The sequence below is a fragment of the Aeromonas sp. FDAARGOS 1414 genome, assembly GCF_019047065.1.
GTDB lineage: Bacteria > Pseudomonadota > Gammaproteobacteria > Enterobacterales > Aeromonadaceae > Aeromonas > Aeromonas veronii_A.
Genome location: NZ_CP077210.1, coordinates 1,042,875 through 1,059,712 on the forward strand (window position 1 = coordinate 1,042,875; position 16,838 = coordinate 1,059,712).

13 protein-coding genes and 1 tRNA gene are annotated in these 16,838 nt (G+C 55.0%); 4 read left to right on the plus strand and 10 right to left on the minus strand.

The genetic code is table 11. The features are described from left to right. Positions 1-383 precede the first annotated feature (383 nt). Positions 384-2,120 (plus strand): C4-dicarboxylic acid transporter DauA, encoded by a 1,737-nt coding sequence (gene dauA, locus I6L44_RS04675; protein ID WP_216953420.1) that lies wholly within the window; start codon positions 384-386, stop codon positions 2,118-2,120. A gap of 183 nt (positions 2,121-2,303) precedes the next feature. Further along, a tRNA-Ser gene (locus I6L44_RS04680) sits at positions 2,304-2,391 on the plus strand. A 360-nt stretch (positions 2,392-2,751) separates the two neighbouring features. Here I6L44_RS04680 and I6L44_RS04685 read toward each other — a convergent pair. The 9 genes from I6L44_RS04685 to I6L44_RS04725 all read right to left on the minus strand — a co-directional run bounded on the left by I6L44_RS04685 (position 2,752) and on the right by I6L44_RS04725 (position 12,522). Beyond that, positions 2,752-3,519: an SDR family NAD(P)-dependent oxidoreductase gene (locus tag I6L44_RS04685; protein ID WP_216953421.1), complete on the minus strand. Its 768-nt coding sequence runs from the start codon at positions 3,517-3,519 to the stop codon at positions 2,752-2,754. Positions 3,520-3,561: 42 nt separating this feature from the next. After that, entirely contained in the window at positions 3,562-4,251 is a 690-nt protein-coding gene (ompL, locus tag I6L44_RS04690; protein ID WP_216953422.1) for a porin OmpL, read from the minus strand. Between the two features lie 95 nt (positions 4,252-4,346). Next, a complete protein-coding gene (locus I6L44_RS04695) occupies positions 4,347-5,213 on the minus strand; it encodes an NAD(P)-dependent oxidoreductase (protein WP_216953423.1) in 867 nt (288 codons plus the stop codon). Then, positions 5,210-6,097, minus strand: a complete 888-nt coding sequence (locus I6L44_RS04700) for an SMP-30/gluconolactonase/LRE family protein (RefSeq protein ID WP_216953424.1) — start codon at positions 6,095-6,097, stop codon at positions 5,210-5,212. Before I6L44_RS04700 ends, I6L44_RS04695 begins: the two co-directional genes overlap by 4 nt. After that, positions 6,090-6,983, minus strand: a complete 894-nt coding sequence (locus tag I6L44_RS04705; protein WP_005346308.1) for an aldose 1-epimerase — start codon at positions 6,981-6,983, stop codon at positions 6,090-6,092. Before I6L44_RS04705 ends, I6L44_RS04700 begins: the two co-directional genes overlap by 8 nt. Continuing rightward, complete coding sequence (locus tag I6L44_RS04710; RefSeq protein WP_069556388.1) at positions 6,983-7,771, minus strand: HpcH/HpaI aldolase/citrate lyase family protein; 789 nt, start codon at positions 7,769-7,771, stop codon at positions 6,983-6,985. Before I6L44_RS04710 ends, I6L44_RS04705 begins: the two co-directional genes overlap by 1 nt. An 11-nt stretch (positions 7,772-7,782) precedes the next feature. Then, the gene (araD, locus tag I6L44_RS04715; protein ID WP_216953425.1) at positions 7,783-9,537 is read right to left on the minus strand and encodes an L-arabinonate dehydratase; all 1,755 of its coding nucleotides are present in this window, start codon (positions 9,535-9,537) and stop codon (positions 7,783-7,785) included. A 64-nt stretch (positions 9,538-9,601) separates the two neighbouring features. Continuing rightward, positions 9,602-11,059 (minus strand): glycoside-pentoside-hexuronide (GPH):cation symporter, encoded by a 1,458-nt coding sequence (locus I6L44_RS04720; RefSeq protein WP_216953426.1) that lies wholly within the window; start codon positions 11,057-11,059, stop codon positions 9,602-9,604. A gap of 62 nt (positions 11,060-11,121) precedes the next feature. Beyond that, positions 11,122-12,522 (minus strand): glycoside-pentoside-hexuronide (GPH):cation symporter, encoded by a 1,401-nt coding sequence (locus I6L44_RS04725; protein ID WP_254204261.1) that lies wholly within the window; start codon positions 12,520-12,522, stop codon positions 11,122-11,124. 277 nt (positions 12,523-12,799) lie between these two features. Here I6L44_RS04725 and I6L44_RS04730 point away from each other — a divergent pair, with 277 nt between their 5' ends. Then, on the plus strand, positions 12,800-14,821 hold the full coding sequence (locus I6L44_RS04730; RefSeq protein WP_216953428.1) for an alpha-glucosidase: 2,022 nt from the start codon (positions 12,800-12,802) through the stop codon (positions 14,819-14,821). A 96-nt stretch (positions 14,822-14,917) separates the two neighbouring features. Next, positions 14,918-15,421, plus strand: coding sequence for a GNAT family N-acetyltransferase (locus tag I6L44_RS04735; protein WP_216953429.1), 504 nt, complete (start codon positions 14,918-14,920; stop codon positions 15,419-15,421). Between the two features lie 145 nt (positions 15,422-15,566). Here I6L44_RS04735 and I6L44_RS04740 read toward each other — a convergent pair whose 3' ends face one another. After that, entirely contained in the window at positions 15,567-16,598 is a 1,032-nt protein-coding gene (locus tag I6L44_RS04740) for a LacI family DNA-binding transcriptional regulator (RefSeq protein WP_216953430.1), read from the minus strand. Positions 16,599-16,838: the final 240 nt, after the last annotated feature.

Genomic DNA, 16,838 nt, shown 5'->3' on the forward strand with positions numbered 1-16,838 from the left:
GCGCTTTGCGGTTTATTTTCAGCACAATCAGTCCCTTGCCATCGCTCCCCCCAACCGGCCCAAGGGGGCATTGGTTCGGTTCGCATCAACCTGATGATGACAGCATGATGTCGCGAACGTGCTGGTAACACAGTGAGGCTCAAATGGTAATCTTTGTGGCTAAAAGGGGGAGAGCTGGAGTCAAGATCGGCGATTTGGCGGTAAATGGGCCAAATCATGGGGCAGAGTGCTTTTCATTGATCCTGCCCATCGAAAAAATGGCCCGTCTGGAGTAAGGTTACGCAGGATACCATCGCCGCGTCGACAGCCCTGCCGGCCCTTGATGATGATCGGGCGCCGGATCTCTCCGGCCTTTATCTCCCTCTTCTGGTATTACGATATACATGCACAAGCAAGCCTCTTTAAATAGCGTGAAGCTCGCCATAGCCTTACGCCAGTCCTGTATTGATGAACCCTATAGCATGGCCCGCTTCGGCCGTGATCTTATCGCCGGTGTGACGGTGGGCATCATCGCCATCCCGCTCGCCATGGCACTGGCCATCGCCAGCGGTGTGCCGCCGCAACACGGTCTCTATACCGCCATCATTGCTGGAATCGTGATCGCCGTGACCGGTGGCTCCCGCTACTCCATCTCCGGCCCGACCGCTGCCTTTGTAGTGATCCTCTATCCGGTCGCCCAGCAGTTCGGGGTCGGTGGTCTGTTGATGGCGACGCTCATCTCAGGCCTCTTTCTGGTGGCGATGGGGATGGCCCGTCTTGGCCGCCTTATCGAGTACATTCCCCCGTCAGTGACGCTGGGTTTTACCGGTGGTATCGCCATCGTGATTGCCACCTTGCAGATCAAGGACTTCTTCGGCCTGAGCGTGCCCGAGATGCCGGAAACCTATCTGGGCAAAGTCGAGGCGCTGACCGCCGCCCTGCCAAGCTGGCAGTGGGGCGATACCCTGGTGGGGGTCGCAACGCTGGCCGTGCTGCTGCTCTGGCCGCGCCTGCGTCTGCCGGTGCCCGGCCACCTGCCCGCGGTGCTGGTCGGGGTAGGTCTGGGTTTTGGCCTCCATTACTTTGGGGTGGATGTGGCCACCATCGGCAGCAAGTTCAGCTATACCCTGGCCGATGGCAGCCAGGGGATGGGGATCCCGCCCATCGCGCCAACTCTGGTGATGCCCTGGGCCTTGCCCGGACCGGATGGCTTGCCGGTTGAATGGAACCTGGCGGCTGTTGAGCGGCTGCTGCCTGCCGCCTTCTCCATGGCAATGTTGGGGGCGATCGAATCGCTGCTCTGCGCCGTGGTGCTCGATGGCATGACCGGTCGCAAACACAGCTCCAACGCCGAGCTGGTGGGGCAGGGGCTTGGCAACATCTTCGCCCCCTTCTTTGGCGGCATTACCGCTACTGCTGCCATCGCCCGCTCTGCCGCCAACGTGCGTGCAGGCGCTACGTCCCCCGTCTCGGGGATCGTCCATGCGCTGGTGGTGCTGGCAGCCATTCTGGTGCTGGCCCCCTGGCTCTCCTGGTTGCCGCTCTCGGCCATGGCTGCCTTACTGCTCATCGTGGCCTGGAATATGAGTGAAGCGCACAAGGTGGTGGAGCTGATCCGTCGTGCCCCCAAATCCGATGTGCTGGTGCTGCTGGTCTGCCTGTCACTCACCGTCATTTTCGACATGGTTATCGCCATCACCTTCGGGGTGATTCTGGCCTCCCTGCTCTTTATGCGCGAAATCGCCAAGATGACCAAACTGCACGATTTGGCCGAGCACAAGCGCTATGCCCACGAGGTGCCGGACAATGGCCTGCTCTACAAGATCAACGGCCCGCTCTTCTTCGCCGCGGCCGAACGGGTCTTTGCCGAGCTGGAAGCGCAAGTGAAAGGGCACAAGGTGCTGGTGTTGCAGATGGAAGCGGTTTCCATCCTCGATGCGGGCGGCCTGTCTGCCTTCCTCCACTTTGGCAAGCAGATGGCCAAAGCCGGTGTCGAGTTGCGGGTGGCCGAGTTGCAGTTCCAACCGCTCAAGACCCTGGCTCGCGCCAAGGTGCGACCGCAGCCCGGCAAGCTGGAATTCTACGGTTCGCTGGAAGAGGCGCTCAAAGGTGAACATTTGCACGAAGCGGCAGTAAATTGATTGAAAGGGATACGAAACGGCATATTTTTAGTCACTTGGTTCGGATATTGAGCAAATGAACGCAAAAAGTAAAAAATTGCATTGACCAAAAGCCATCGTATCCCTTACATTACGCCCCGTCGCCGCGGCATGGTCCGCCAGCGAATGTGCAGCTCAAGCACATAAAGCAGTGAGCAAAAATTTGGTGAGGTGTCCGAGTGGCTGAAGGAGCACGCCTGGAAAGTGTGTATACGGCAACGTATCGAGGGTTCGAATCCCTCCCTCACCGCCAAACAGTAAACCCCTGCTTTAGAGCAGGGGTTTTTCTTTATGCATGATTTATTATGCGCCCCGACTATCTCAACTGTTGATGGTTTGCATATCAGTTGATCGCATCATTCTGAAGATGGTGGGATCTTCTTCCGGTACCCTCAGATGTAAGAGAGGGTCATGGAGACCACTCTTGCTCGGATTAATGGCGTTTTCCCCATTTGCATCGAGACCTGTCCCATCTAGCCAAGCGCGTATCTATAAAAACAAGCAATATCTGCAGCATTTGCCTCTTCTGGATTGCCCGGCATGGTTGAATGCCATGCCAGCCAGATATTGCTCAAACCTCATCATTTCAAGCAGACAGCCTTGGGACAGAGCCTTAGTTCAGAGTAAGCCCCGCATCAACAATGAAATCTTGGCCGGTACAGCCATTGGATTCGTCAGAACCCAGGAAGAGGGCCATGCGAGCACAATGTGAGCCATCGAGACGGAATTTGAGTGCTTGCAGTTCGACAAACTGGTTCACCGCGGCAGGGTCGAGTTGCGCCCACATCGCATCCTGTTTGGGGGTACGGATTGCGCCTGGGACCAGGCTGTTAACCCGAATGCCTCTTGCGCCCAACTCCTGCGCCAGGGTACGGGTAAAACCATGGATAGCGGCTTTTGACAGGGAGTAGCAGACTCTCCCGGGGCGGCCCCGCATCCAGTTGATGGATCCCATATTGATGATGCTGCCGCTCCCTTTTTGCTCCATGCCTGGCAACACGGCTTGGATCGCAAACAACTGGTGACGCAGATTGATATTGATGCGGTTTTCGAAATACTCCTCGGTCAGATCCTCAATTTTATGGTGATCATCGCTGCCCGCGTTGTTGATCAGGATATCGACACTGCCCAGCTGTTGTTCAATGGTCGTAAAACACGCTTTGAGCAGAGTCAGGTCGGTGACATCGCAAAACAGAAACAGGCAGTCGAGCTCATGCGCGAGTGCTTCGCCTGCAGATTTATCAAAATCGAGGAAGGCGACTTTGGCACCTTGGCTGACAAAGGCGCGCACCAACTCTTCGCCAATGCCACTGGCGCCACCTGTGATAACGGCGACCTTGCCGGCAATAGAGTGATATTGTACTTGCTGGGAATAGTTCATAACTGCTCTCCGTGAGTCATAGATTGAATTCATCTGGCAACATTAGAAAAAGTATTTAACACCAATACGGATCCGGTATGCCTCTGCATCATAGGCAATATTTCTATCGTACCACTGTAATTCCAGATAAGGCATCCATTGTGGATTGATTCGATAGCGGGTTTGACTGGTTAGCTCCCAGTGATGATCTTTCCCATTAGCACTGTTGAAATTATTGACGCGAGAAAAATAGTGCGATTCAAAAGTATGGGTCAAAGCTGGTGTTATTTTATTGACAATATACAGTGCGTATTCATTGGTATCGTTATTATCGCCATAACCATCAAGATCCGTAGTTAGATAATTTTGATGATTGTAACGGTATCGTGCAATAACGGAAAAGTTATCGGTAAAGTTGTACTTTCCATCCAGATACGCAGAGCCACCAGAGCCAGAGCTAGAGGAGTTAACCAAACCACCGGCATTGACCGAGAGTTTGGTGGTTAAATTTAATAGCGGATACCACCCTTCAATTTCGTTATAACTGTGCTTTAGCTTGTCTAGTTTATCGGTATTATACGCATTGCTGGCCATAATACCCGCACCAGATTCCCAGTTATAGCCGAGTCGCAACAATAACTCATGTTGGTCGGTAGCAAAGTTAAATGCCTCACGGCTTTCAAAATAACCGCCTGCGAAAGCTGCGTTGCAGCATATAAGAGGGATTAAGCATATTTTGGGGTGGATACGCATAGTGATTGACTCGCCAATGGTAAGTTGATATTAAATCGTACAGCGATTGGCATGAGGTAAATTAATTACCTCATGCGATGGTTTTTATCAGCCAGCTATTGAATGTTTTGCTTTACCAACTTATAAGTGGCACAGAAATCCTCATGGCCCAAACCGTTATTCAGGCCTTGCTGGTAAATGTTATTCACCAATTCGACTCCGGGCAGGGTCAGCGCTTCTTCGCCCATGAGGTTCTTCATAATGCCGATATCTTTGGCCATGTTCTCCAGCGAGAAGACAGTGTTGTAGTTCTCGGCGATCAGGGCACCTATCTTGCTGGTCAGATAGAAGTTGCTGCCGCCACCGTAAGAGACGGCGGTGTTGAAGCTCTCTTTATCGATGCCGAAATGATCGGCGGTGGCCAGCATTTCGTTGACACTGTTCTGAATTTGGGCGACCAAGGTGTTGTGCAGCACCTTCATGATCAAACCACGGCCGTTGCCCCCCAGGTGGATCTGGTTGCTGCCCATCATGGCTAGCAATGGCTTGACCTTTTTGTAGGCGGACAGGTCGCCACCTATGTAGATCCCGAGCTCGGCAGCCACGGCGGCAGGGACCGATTTGACCACGGGCGCATCGAGCATCACGGCACCGGTTTCTGCTACCTGGCGGGATAAGGCGATTGACACTGCCGGGTCAATGGTGGACATGTCGATGGTGATCTTGCCGGGGCCAAGGTGTGGCAGCAGTTCGGTATAGACCGCTTTGACGTGTTCGGAGCGCGGTACCATGGAGATGATCACATCCGCATCGGCTGCCAACCTGGCAATGGAAGGGGAGGCGATGGCGCCTGCATCGACCACCCGGGCGACAGCCTCCTGATTGATATCGAATACCAACACATTGCCATCAAATTTTTTGACGATGTTCTTTGACATCGCTTCGCCCATCAGACCAAGACCGATAAAGCCGATAGTTTTCATCCGTTGTTTTCCTTAAATGTGGGTTTAGCAAGACCGGCGATGTCAACACGCATGCTGAACAGCGCACCTGAGAGCGGACGTGCTGCCAGTTCGGCGGCGTCCATATTTTCGCGAGTGGTGGTGATGAAGAGGGTCTTCATGTCTTCACCACCAAAACAGACCATGGTGGGGCAACGTACCGGCAAGGGATATTCGGCCAGCAATACCCCCTCTGCAGAGAAGCGGGCGATACGATGGCCATCAAACAGGGCGCTCCAGTAGCATCCTTCGACATCGATTGCAGCCCCATCCGGGCGCCCTTCGTCGGCGCGGGCTGCAAACTCGCGCAGCAGTTGCCGTTGACCGAGTGAACCGTCGCGGGCCAACGGAGTGCGATAAAGGCGGCGGTTGGGGGTATCAGTGGTGTACATCCAGCGCATGTCTGGGCTGAATGCCAAGCCATTGGCTCCCAGAATGTCGCACTGGATCACCGACATCTGCAGCTCGGCATCAACCCGGCATAGCAGGGCGCCGTTGTAATCTCGTGGGCTCCAGTAAGTGCCCGCATAGAAACGACCCGCCTGATCGGTACCGCCATCATTAAAACGGGCCAGCGCTGGGTTATTGGGGTTATCGGCGACTTTACGCTCAATTTGCCCGTGTTGATCACACAGATAGATCCCGGTGCGCATCGCTGCGATAAAGCCACCCTGTTCGCGCAGGGCAAAACAGCCCACTTCTTCGGGGAAGGGGATTGTCGTCATGGCGCCGCTTTCGGGGTGATAGCGGTGCAGGCAACGCTCGAGAATATCGGTCCAGTAGAGCGCCTGTTCAGCAGTGCTCCAGGTCGGGCACTCGGGCAGATGGCCGCGGTAGTCGGCCAGTAGCAGAGCAGGATTAGGCATAGTGAGAAACCTCAAGCAGCATGGCGATCTGCAACTGCCCATTGGCTGGCACAGTGGCCATGGCCAGCGCAGGATCACCAAAGCCACCGTTGTTGATGGCATCGTTGATATGAGAAACCGGCTCGATGGCGATGAAGTCACGATCGGCGGGCGGCAGAAACAGGATGGCGTGAGGCGCATCGGGTGAGCTCAGGGTCACCATCAGCTTCTCATCTGGCCAGCGCACCCGTGCACAGCCACTCCAGTGATGGAAGCAGTTATCGACACTGGCGGGTTCAGGTTTGCGCCAGGTGCGATAGTTCCATTGGGCCGGTAGTGGCGCGAGACCAGTGGGCAGGGACTTGTGGTCGTTGAGTACCACACCGCCTGCGTCGAACTGGATCTCGGCGTGCGCCGCACGGGGAAAATAGGGGTGAAAGCCCAGCCCAGCCGGGACAGCGTGATCGGCCAGATTGTGGTAAGTGAGTACGATATGCAGCGCATTATCTTGCAGGGTAAAGCGCTGAGTTGCCCGATAAGGCCAGGGCCATTGCGCCGCGGATGCTCCCTGTGCGTCATGGTGCAGGGTCAGCACGACAGAGTCATCATCTGCATCCCCTTCTTGCCATGGCTGCTGCCAGCCGTTGCCATGAATTGAGTGGGGATGATCGCCAAAGTTACGCAGCAGGGCGTAATCACATCCGGCGAAGTGAAACCGTCCATGAGCGATACGGTTGGAGTAAGGTACCAGGGGAAAACAGCCCCCCTGGTTGACCGTGACGTTCTGACCATCGGGCAGAGAGCGCAAGATCTCCCTGCCATGCCAGGTCAGTTTGCCGATAGCGCCACCGAGCTCGGGGATGAGCTCCAGATCAAGCGGGCCGCTTTGGCGGTGAAGCCTCTTCATCAGTAAACCTCGCCACCGGATATGCTCAGACGTTCCCCCCGGATCGCGGCGAGCTGTTCACGGGCGCGAGCCAGCAGGTAACTCATGTCGGAGCCGAGCGCCACGAAGCTAAAACCCATCTCTTGATATTTGTTCACCAGCTCGGGGTTGCCACCGACGATCCCGCAAGGCAATCCCAATCGCTGGCACTTCTCCAGCCCTTCGCGGATCTTGGCTTGCACCTCGGGGTGAGAGGGATTGCCAATATGGCCCATGGCTGCGCTCATATCGCCGGGGCCGATAAAGAAGCCGGTCACTCCTTCAATGGCCATCTCTTCCATGGCATCAATGGCGTCAGGGGTCTCAATTTGCAGGATCAGGCAGAGCTCTTCCCGGGCTTTACGCACGAATTCGGGGTCGGCACCGTAACCGGACGCACGATGCACCGCGGCAAAGCCGCGTTTGCCTAGGGGAGGGTAGTAGGCCGCCTCTACCGCTTTGCGGGCTTCTGCTGCACTGTTGACAAACGGCACCATCAGCGACGTTGCACCGCCATCCAGCGCCCGTTTGATCAACACAGTGTCGTTCCAGGCCAGGCGGTAGAGTGGGGTGGTGGCTGGGTTGCTGGCACGAATGGCGCGATCGATGCGGATCGCATCCAGGCTATCGACCGGTACATGTTCCTGGTCCAGCACCAAAAAATCGAAACCGACAGTCGCCATGGCTTCCGCCACCGTATCGCTGCCAGTCATCATCCAGGTGCCCAGTGGGCGTGGACCTTGAGTAATCGCAAGTTTGAACGGATTCATTGTTTGCTCCTTTAAAAAATCGGGGGCTCGGGCACTTTGCTGCCAGCCTGGAGGAAATCGAAGTCACAGCCCTGATCGGCCTGGGTCACATGTTGTTGATAGAGTGCGGCATAAGAGCGTTCATAAACTTTGTGTACCGGTTTGAGCGTGCAGCGGCGCTCGGCCAGCTCTTCATCACTGACCAGCATGTTGAGACGGCCATTGGCGATATCGAGCTCGATGAGGTCACCGGTACGTACCAGTGCCAGTGGGCCACCAATGGCCGCTTCAGGGGCAACGTGCAGGATGCAGGTGCCATAGTGAGTACCGGACATGCGGGCATCGCTGATCCGCACCATGTCGGTGACGCCTTGTTGCAGCAGCTTTTTCGGGATTGGCAGGTTGCCCCACTCCGGCATGCCCGGCGCGCCGACCGGGCCGGCATTGCGCAGGATAATCACTGACTCCTTGGTTACCTCAAGGGCTGGGTCATCGATGCGATCCGAGAGCTCTTGATGGCTGTCAAAGACGATGGCGGGGCCCTTGTGGTGACGCAGTTCGGGTTTGGCGGCAGATGATTTCATCACAGCTCCGTTGGGACACAGATTGCCGCGCAATACTGTCAATGCACATCCACGGGAGAGCGGTACCACAGGGTTATCGAGCGAGCGGATCACGTTGTCGTCATAACATGTCGCGTTGGCAATCCACTGTGCAACGGGACGATTGGTGACCCCGATCGCATCGAGGTGGAGGAATGACTCCACCTTTTTCAGCTGGGCCATCAGACCGCCGGCGAAGAAGAACTCCTCCATCAACTGATCACCAGAGGGAAACAGATTGGCCAGCACAGGGACTTCCCGTGCTACCGACTCCATGTCTTCCAGAGTGAGGTTGATGCCTGCCCGGTTGGCCATCGCAATCATGTGGATCGCGGCATTGGTGGAGCCGCCGAGCGCCATGTAGGCCACTACGCCATTGAGGAAGTTGGCTCGGGTCAGCCAGCGGGAAGGTTTGTGATCATGCCACACCATGTCGACGATGATTTGGCCGCATTGGGCTGCCATCTGGACGTGTCGCGAGTCAGCGGCGGGGATGGAGCTGGCCCCCGGCAACATAAAGCCCATGGCATCGGCGATGGAGGTCATGGTGGATGCCGTGCCCATGGTATTGCAGGTGCCGATGGAGCGAGTCATCGCCCCCTCCAGCTCGATCCAGTCATGCTGGGTAATGGCCCCCAAGCGCAATTGGTCCCAGAACTTCTTGGTATGGGTACCGGCACCGGTGACATGGCCGCGCCATTTGCCGCTCGACATGGGGCCGGCGGGGCAGAAGATCACCGGCAAGTCCATCGAAATGGCACCCATCAGCAGGGCTGGCGTGGATTTGTCGCAACCGCCGAGCAGCACGGCCCCATCGATAGGATGCTGGCGCAGCAGCTCTTCTGCCTCCATCGCCAGAAAGTTGCGATAGAGCATGGTGGTCGGCTTGACCAATACTTCCCCGACCGACAGCGCGGGCAATTCAACGGGGTAGCCTCCCGCGGCCCAGACGGCTCGCTTGACGGCCTCGGCGCGCTCACGCAGGTGGCTATGGCAGGGGCTCATTTCACTCCAGGTATTGATGATCCCGATCACTGGCTTGCCCATGAATTCGTCGCGGTTCAAGCCACTTTGCTGACTGCGCTGACGGTGAGCGAAGGCACGGATGGTGTCGGGGGCATACCAGCGTTGGCTACGCAGCGCCGAGATATCGAGCTTGGCCAGGTTTTCACTGTTGAATGACATAGGAATAGCGCTCTCTTTGTCTGATTTGATTAAGGATTAATTCAATAAAAACAGTATGTTAAATTCAGCCATTCTGACCTGCGCGAAGAGGATGGCTGTCAGGCGATGGAGTAGATTGCTCATTTATCCGGTGATGGGGTCTCCGGGGAGAAGCAAGGGCATGGCGTTGTGCCAGCTCCCGGACGATCTGTTGATAGCGGGCATCAGTGAGCGGGTAGAACAGCAACATCAAGGCTGCAGCGCAAATCAGGGCGCAGATCGGGTAGAGAAACATCAGATTGGCGATGCTGCTTTGGGTCTCGGTGCTTTGCGTCGCGTTGGGAACATAGCCTGACCATGCCAGCACCAGCCCGGGAATGAGGCCCGCAAGCGCGGCCGAGCATTTGCGGCAGAAGGTCAGACTGCAGTAGACCAGCCCCTCGGTGCGGATGCCGGTTTTCCATTCCCCATACTCGACGGTGTCAGAGATGAACGCCCAGTTGAGACTGTTGACGAAAGCGGATCCCCACAGGGCCAGGGAGGTGAAGAGGATGTAATCGAGAGCACTCTCGCTGTAGAGGTAGTTGAGCAGGTCACCGCATATCCACACGCCAATGCCGGCCAGATAGACAGGCAGTTTGCCAAAACGGTGCACGGCAAAGGGGACCAGCAATACACCCAGGTAGATACACCCTATGCTGATGAAGCTCATGTAGGCGATCATCGATACGTCGCCAATCACATATTGGGCGTAAAAAACCTGAACAATCAGCTTGGTGTTGAACGCTGCTAGCGTCAGCAGATTGGCCAGCGCCAGGATGCCCAGCGGACGGTTTGCCAGCACGGCCCGTGCGTTGGTTTGTACTGCCGAAAACCCCGATTCGTTGACAACCGATGGCAGCACATGGCGTTCACGAACTCTGCTGTAGCAAAAGAGTACTGCTGCTGCCCCCATGACCGAATAAATCAGTACCGCAACGCTATAGCCGACCTGTGGTTTGTCAAACAGCAATACCAGCGGCATGAACCCCACCGAGCAGAGCAGTAATCCGGTATTGGCTCCGCCCTGGCGCCAGGCGGCGAGCTCGGCTCGGTCCTGGAGTCGCTTGGTGAGGGCCGGGACCATGGCGCCATAGGAGGCATTGCCAAAACTGTAAAAGGCACCAAACATCATGAACAGCAGGGTAAACAGTACTGTTTTAGCGATGACCGGGAGCTCAACGCTGGTAAACAGGGCGGTGTTGATAAGAGCCAGTGGCACTATGGTCCAGAGCAGGAAGGGGCGAAATTTACCTCTGGGGCCGAGCTCGGAACGATTATCCAGCACGCTGCCGGTCACCAGATCGGTGCAGGCGGTAAAGAACTTCGAAACCAGAAAGATTGCTCCGGCCCATGCTGCCGGAATGGCTGCCACATCGGTCAGGAAGATCAGCAAATAGAGAGTTGTGCAGTTGAGCAGGAAGTTATAGCCGAGATCACCCACTCCGTAGGCCATCTTTTCCTGCCATGCCAGACGGTCACTTGCCACATTGCGATATGTCATGGGATCACATCCTTGAAGAGAGCAACAGCGTGGCCAGCACGCCGCTGCCAGTTGCATGAGAGTCAGCTTTGGGTGGTCGCCACACGGCGGGCACCAAGGCTGGCGATGATCTCTTGATAGCGCTGCTCGTTGAGGGTGTAGAAGAGGGCCATCACCAGTGCCGTTACGATGGCCAGGCTTGCCGGGTAGATGAAAATCAGTCCGGTGATCCCGGCTTTGGCGGCATCGGTTTGCTCCACATTGGGCATGTAGCCAACCAGTGCCAGAGCAAACCCGGGGACGAACCCTGCGATAGCTTGCGAACACTTTCTAAAGAAGGTCATGCCGCAGTAGACCAAGCCTTCGGTACGGGTACCGGTTTTCCACTCACCGTACTCAACGGTATCTGAGACAAACGCCCAGTTAAGGCTGTTGACGAAAGAGGTGCCAAAGAACGCCAGCGAGGTGAACAGCACGTAACTCATGACGGTGCCACCGAACAGGTAGTTGGCAATGTCGCCGGAGATCCACAGGCACAATCCGGCCAGATAGACAGGTTTTTTGCCAAAGCGGCGTACCAGCGCAGGCACAGACAACACCCCGAGGTAGATGCACCCCATGCTGACAAAGCTCATGTAAGAGACCATGGAGACATCACCCAGAATGTACTGGGCGTAGAAGACCTGCACGGTGAGTTTGACGTTGAATGCGGAGAGGGTCAGCAGGTTGGCTACTGCCAGCACCAGCAACTGGTTGTTCTTGAGTACCGCCTTGAGCCCCTCCTTGATGGTGGGCTTCTCGACTATCTGGTCAGGGTCATTACCTATGATGGTGTGGTGTTCTTTGACGTTGAGGTAGCAAAAGAGCACCGCCGCCAAGCCGACCGAGGTGTAGGCCAGGGCTGCCACCATGTAGCCGGTCTCCTGGGATTCAAACAACATGGCGATGGGCATGAAACCGACGGTGGCTAACAACAGGCCGGTGTTGGCTCCGCCCTGACGCCATGCTGCCAGCTCTGCGCGATCCTGAACATTTTTGGTCATAGAGGGCACCATGGCGCCATAGCTGGCATTGCCCAAGCTAAAGAACAGGCCAAAGGCCATAAAGCAGACGATGAACAGGGTGGTCTTGGTCTCGCTGTCGAGCTCAAAATTGCAAAACAGCAACATGTTGCAGACAAACAGGGGCACTATGGTCCAGAGCAGCATCGGACGAAACTTGCCGCGAGGTCCGAAGCTCTTGCGGGTGTCGAGGAAAATGCCGGTGCCCAGGTCGGTGAAGCCGGTGAACACTTTCGCCACCAAAAAGATGACGCCTGCCCACGCCGCATTGATACCTGCTACATCGGTCAGAAATTTAAGCAGGTAGAGGGTGGTGATATTCAATACAAAGTTGTAACCAAAATCGCCGACGCCATAGGCAAGTTTTTCCCTAAAAGGCAGTCTGCTTTCGATATGCGCCTGAACAACCATTTTATTCTCCATAGTGTGGAATCCATCCGGCAGTCCAATAATCGTAGCGATGCGATTATTGGCGCAAGTGTCATTGTTGAAAAGTGGGATCCAGATCGAGAGATTGCGCTGGTGGTTAAGGATTCTCTTACAAATAGTGTTTGCAAGCGAGCCAAACCTTTTCATGTGGCGGGTGTTGATTGGTGATCGAGATCGCTGTTTGGGTTTTACGCGATTGAAATGAAATCGTAGCGCTATTATTGTGTTTGCGAGCAAGCGGGGATGGCCCGACTAAACAGGAGCTTATGCAATGCAACTCGAATTTTCGTCACAGGCGTTAACGATTCAGCACCAGCAGCAGTTGTTATTTTCTCATCAAGCGGATGCCCCAGCGTTTTATATAGGCAAGGGCCGGGAAAAAATGGAAATTTATCGCGGCAACTTTGACATCGAAGACTACATCGAGTCTCGCGTCGCATTGACTCATATCGAACAGGTTGACAACAACCTGTTCGTTTTTGCCCCGAATGCCTTGACCCCGGCTTTGCTACAGGTGGCTGTGGTGTGTGATGGCGATGATGTGATGCTTTATCCGACCATACTGGACGAGGCATATAACCGCTTTTGGGTCAGATTGCCGGCCGAACGTAAAGAGCATGTCTGGGGTTGTGGCGAGCAGATGTCCTATTTTGATTTGCGTGGCCGTCACTTTCCGTTGTGGACCTCAGAGCCCGGTGTTGGTCGCCATCCCCACAGCGAGATCAAATGGAAAGCCGATGTGATGGGCAAAGCCGGTGGGGATTACTACCACACCAACTATCCGCAACCCACGTTTGTCTCCTCTCGCAAATACAGCTGCCATATCGACACCACCGCTTATGCCGATTTCGATTTTCGTCACGAAGGGTTTCATGAGCTGCAAGTGTGGGCGATCCCGCAGGCCATCGAGTTGCGCACCGCAGAGAGCTATCTGGGCATTATCGAAAAACTGTCCGCCCGGTTTGGCCGCCAGCCCAGGTTGCCTGAGTGGGTTTACAAGGGGGCGATCCTTGGTCTGAAGGGGGGAGAGGTCAATACCTTCAGTCGTCTGGAAAACGCCCTTGACCATGGTATCAAGGTTTCGGGTTTGTGGAGTGAAGACTGGTGCGGCTTGCGGGTCACCTCGTTTGGCAAGCGCCTGTTCTGGGACTGGGATTGGCAGCACCATCAGGATCGCTACCCCAATCTGCCCGCCAGGATCAAGGAGCTCAATGACCAGGGCATCGAGTTCATGGCCTACGTCAACCCCTACTTGTGTGAAGATGGCAAGCTGTTTCCGATCGCCAAAGAGCTCGGCTATATGGCGCTGGACAAGGATGGTCAGGTTGCGCTGGTCGACTTTGGCGAATTCTATTGCGGCTGTATCGACTTTACCAATCCAGACGCCATGGCCTGGTTCCGTGATACCGTGCTGCGTAAAAACATGCTGGACATGGGGATCAAGGGGTGGATGGCTGACTTTGGCGAGTACCTGCCGACCGATAACATCTACCTGCACAACGGTGTCGATGCCAAGCTGATGCACAATGCCTGGCCGACTCTGTGGGCCCAGTGCAACGCAGAAGCGATCGCGATGAACGGCCAAACCGGTGATGCCCTTTTCTTTATGCGAGCCGGTTACACCGGGGTGCAGCAATACTGCCCGCTACTGTGGGCAGGCGATCAATGTGTCGATTTCAGCCGTCACGACGGTCTGGTCACGGTGATCTCGGGGGCGCTCTCCTCCGGTATGTTGGGGAACGCGTATCACCACTCGGATATCGGTGGCTACACCTCACTGTTTGGCAACCGTCGAACCAAGGAGCTGTTTGACCGCTGGGTTGAAATGGCTGCCTTTACCCCAGTCATGCGTACCCACGAAGGTAACCGCCCTGATGAGAACTTCCAGTTTGACCAGGATGGCAGTACGTTGGCGCATTTTGCCCGGATGACCCGAGTTTATTGCCACCTGACTCCTTACTTACGTAGCCTGGTGGATGAAGCGGCTGAGAAAGGGTATCCGGTTCAACGTGCCATGATGCTGCATTTTGAACATGATCCCGAGGTCTACGTCATACAGGATCAATACCTCTATGGGTCAGAGTTGCTGGTGGCACCGGTTCACCAAGGGGATGTGCGTGAGTGGACAACTTACCTGCCTGCAGGTGAGCAGTGGACTCATATCTGGAGCGGCCAGCGCTTTACAGGGGGCCAGCGGGTCACTCTGCCTGCACCGATTGGCCAGCCCCCGGTGTTCTATCGTGCCAAAAGTCCCTGGGCTTCGCTGTTTGCCGAGCTAAAGGATCTGGCGTAAATCGCACCGGCGTTCGCCATAGAGGATGCGACCCGGATAACCCATGGCCGTGACAATGTTCACGGCCATTATGTTTCACCAGAGGAGCAGAGCAGCATGATTGACACTCTTGACGTTGTGCAAAACCCCAGCCAGGACGACATCGATTTTTTACGAGACAATCTGATCACAACCAATCGTGAGTTTGTCGGTGAACAGATACGTCGCCCACTTGCCATCTTCTATCAGGATGAGCAGCAACGTCGTGCCGGAGGATGCAGCGGCTATCAGGATGAGCAGCAACGTCGTGCCGGAGGATGCAGCGGCTATCAGGATGAGCAGCAACGTCGTGCCGGAGGATGCAGCGGCCATACCTACGGCAACTGGCTCTATATCGAGTATCTGTGGGTGGCCAGCAGTCTGCGGGGGCGCGGTGTAGGAGGCCGGTTATTGGCAGCGATGGAGCAGGCTGCCCGCGAGCGCGGCTGCCGTTTTTCACAGCTCGATACTTTTAGTTTTCAAGCAAAGCCTTTTTACCAAGCGCGGGGGTATTCAGTCGTCATGACGTTGGAAAAGTGCCCGGTGTTTCATCAGCGATATTACTTAACCAAAACCTTGTAGCGCTGGCAGTAACTGGTGCCCTGCTTAAAAATATCTGACGCAATGGATAGTGTTCTGGTAGATACATGGGGGGCATTTATCTTCATGGGCTATTTATCAAGGCCATGGTTTTGTGATGGATCATGGTGTGACTATATTGGCTTGGTCACAAAACAAACCGGGTACTCTGTCTGGGGATCAAGTCAAATCCGGCATCAATGATCTCGCCTCTATAATCGGGATCGCGAGCCATCCGTAACATCATGGATGCAGCCTGGCTGGCAACAGAGTGAATATTGATATTGATACTGGACAAGGTCACGGGGGCCAGATAACCGCTGCCTGGAAAATCGCCAAACCCGATGATAGAGAGTTGCTCTGGTACCGGGATATTGCGTGCAATCGCCTCCATCAGCAATGCAGTACCAATGGTATCGTTTGATGCAAAAATGCCGTCGAGTTTGCGCTCTTTGAGCAGTGTCTTGATGAGTAGTTCGCGTGCGGCGGGGTAAATATTGTCGCTGTAAGGGATTTCGACCAACAAGGGATCCATACCCGCCGTCTCAAGTGCCTGGCAAAAGCCGCTGTAGCGGCTCTGCGCACGCACGTCATCGTTAAAACGGGTCGTGAAATAGGCAATTTTATGGCAGCCGGAGCGTATCAGGTAAGATGCGGCATCGTAACCCACCTGAAAATGATCGATACCGACCTGCGCGACAAACGGACTGGCTTCACCGATTTGCCATGCTTGAACCACAGGCACCGCACTGTGCTCCAGCATACGAATCGTAGTATCACTGTGCTTCGCGCCAGTGAGGGTTATGGCGGCAGGAGACCATTGTAAAATGGAGCGGATCTGCTGCTCCTCTTTTTCCATTGAGTGATCATGAGATGCGATATAGAGCTGAAAACCTGCATCACTCACGATATGTTCAATCTGCTGGACAAAGGTACTAAAGGTAATATTGGAAATGGAAGGAACGATAATTGCCATTGCCGAGCTTCGCCCGGCAGTAAACTGACTGGCAATTTTGTTGTGCACATAACCCAATTCATCAATGGCACGCTGAATTTTATGGCCGGTATTGGCTTTTACCTTGTCTGGATGACGTACATAAAGTGAGACTGTCGAGGGGGACACCTTGGCCAGGGCCGCGACATCATCAAGCTTGACGGTTTGTTTGCTTCTCGAGGACACGTGTTCTGCTTCCTGATTGGTTTTACTCGGCTCGACATCCTTCGTTATCTGAGGGAAAAGCCATCCAATAATCTCCCGACATGTATTTAAGTGTATAAAAAATAAGGCTTAAATAAAAGTGATGATTCGCTGTAGGAGGTGCGTCGGCAATTCGGGTTACTTGTATGGTAATTAGATTTTGGTTAGCCATTACAAATAAAAACGTGTTGCCAAGAGCGCTTGAGCGTTTTGGCATCCAAT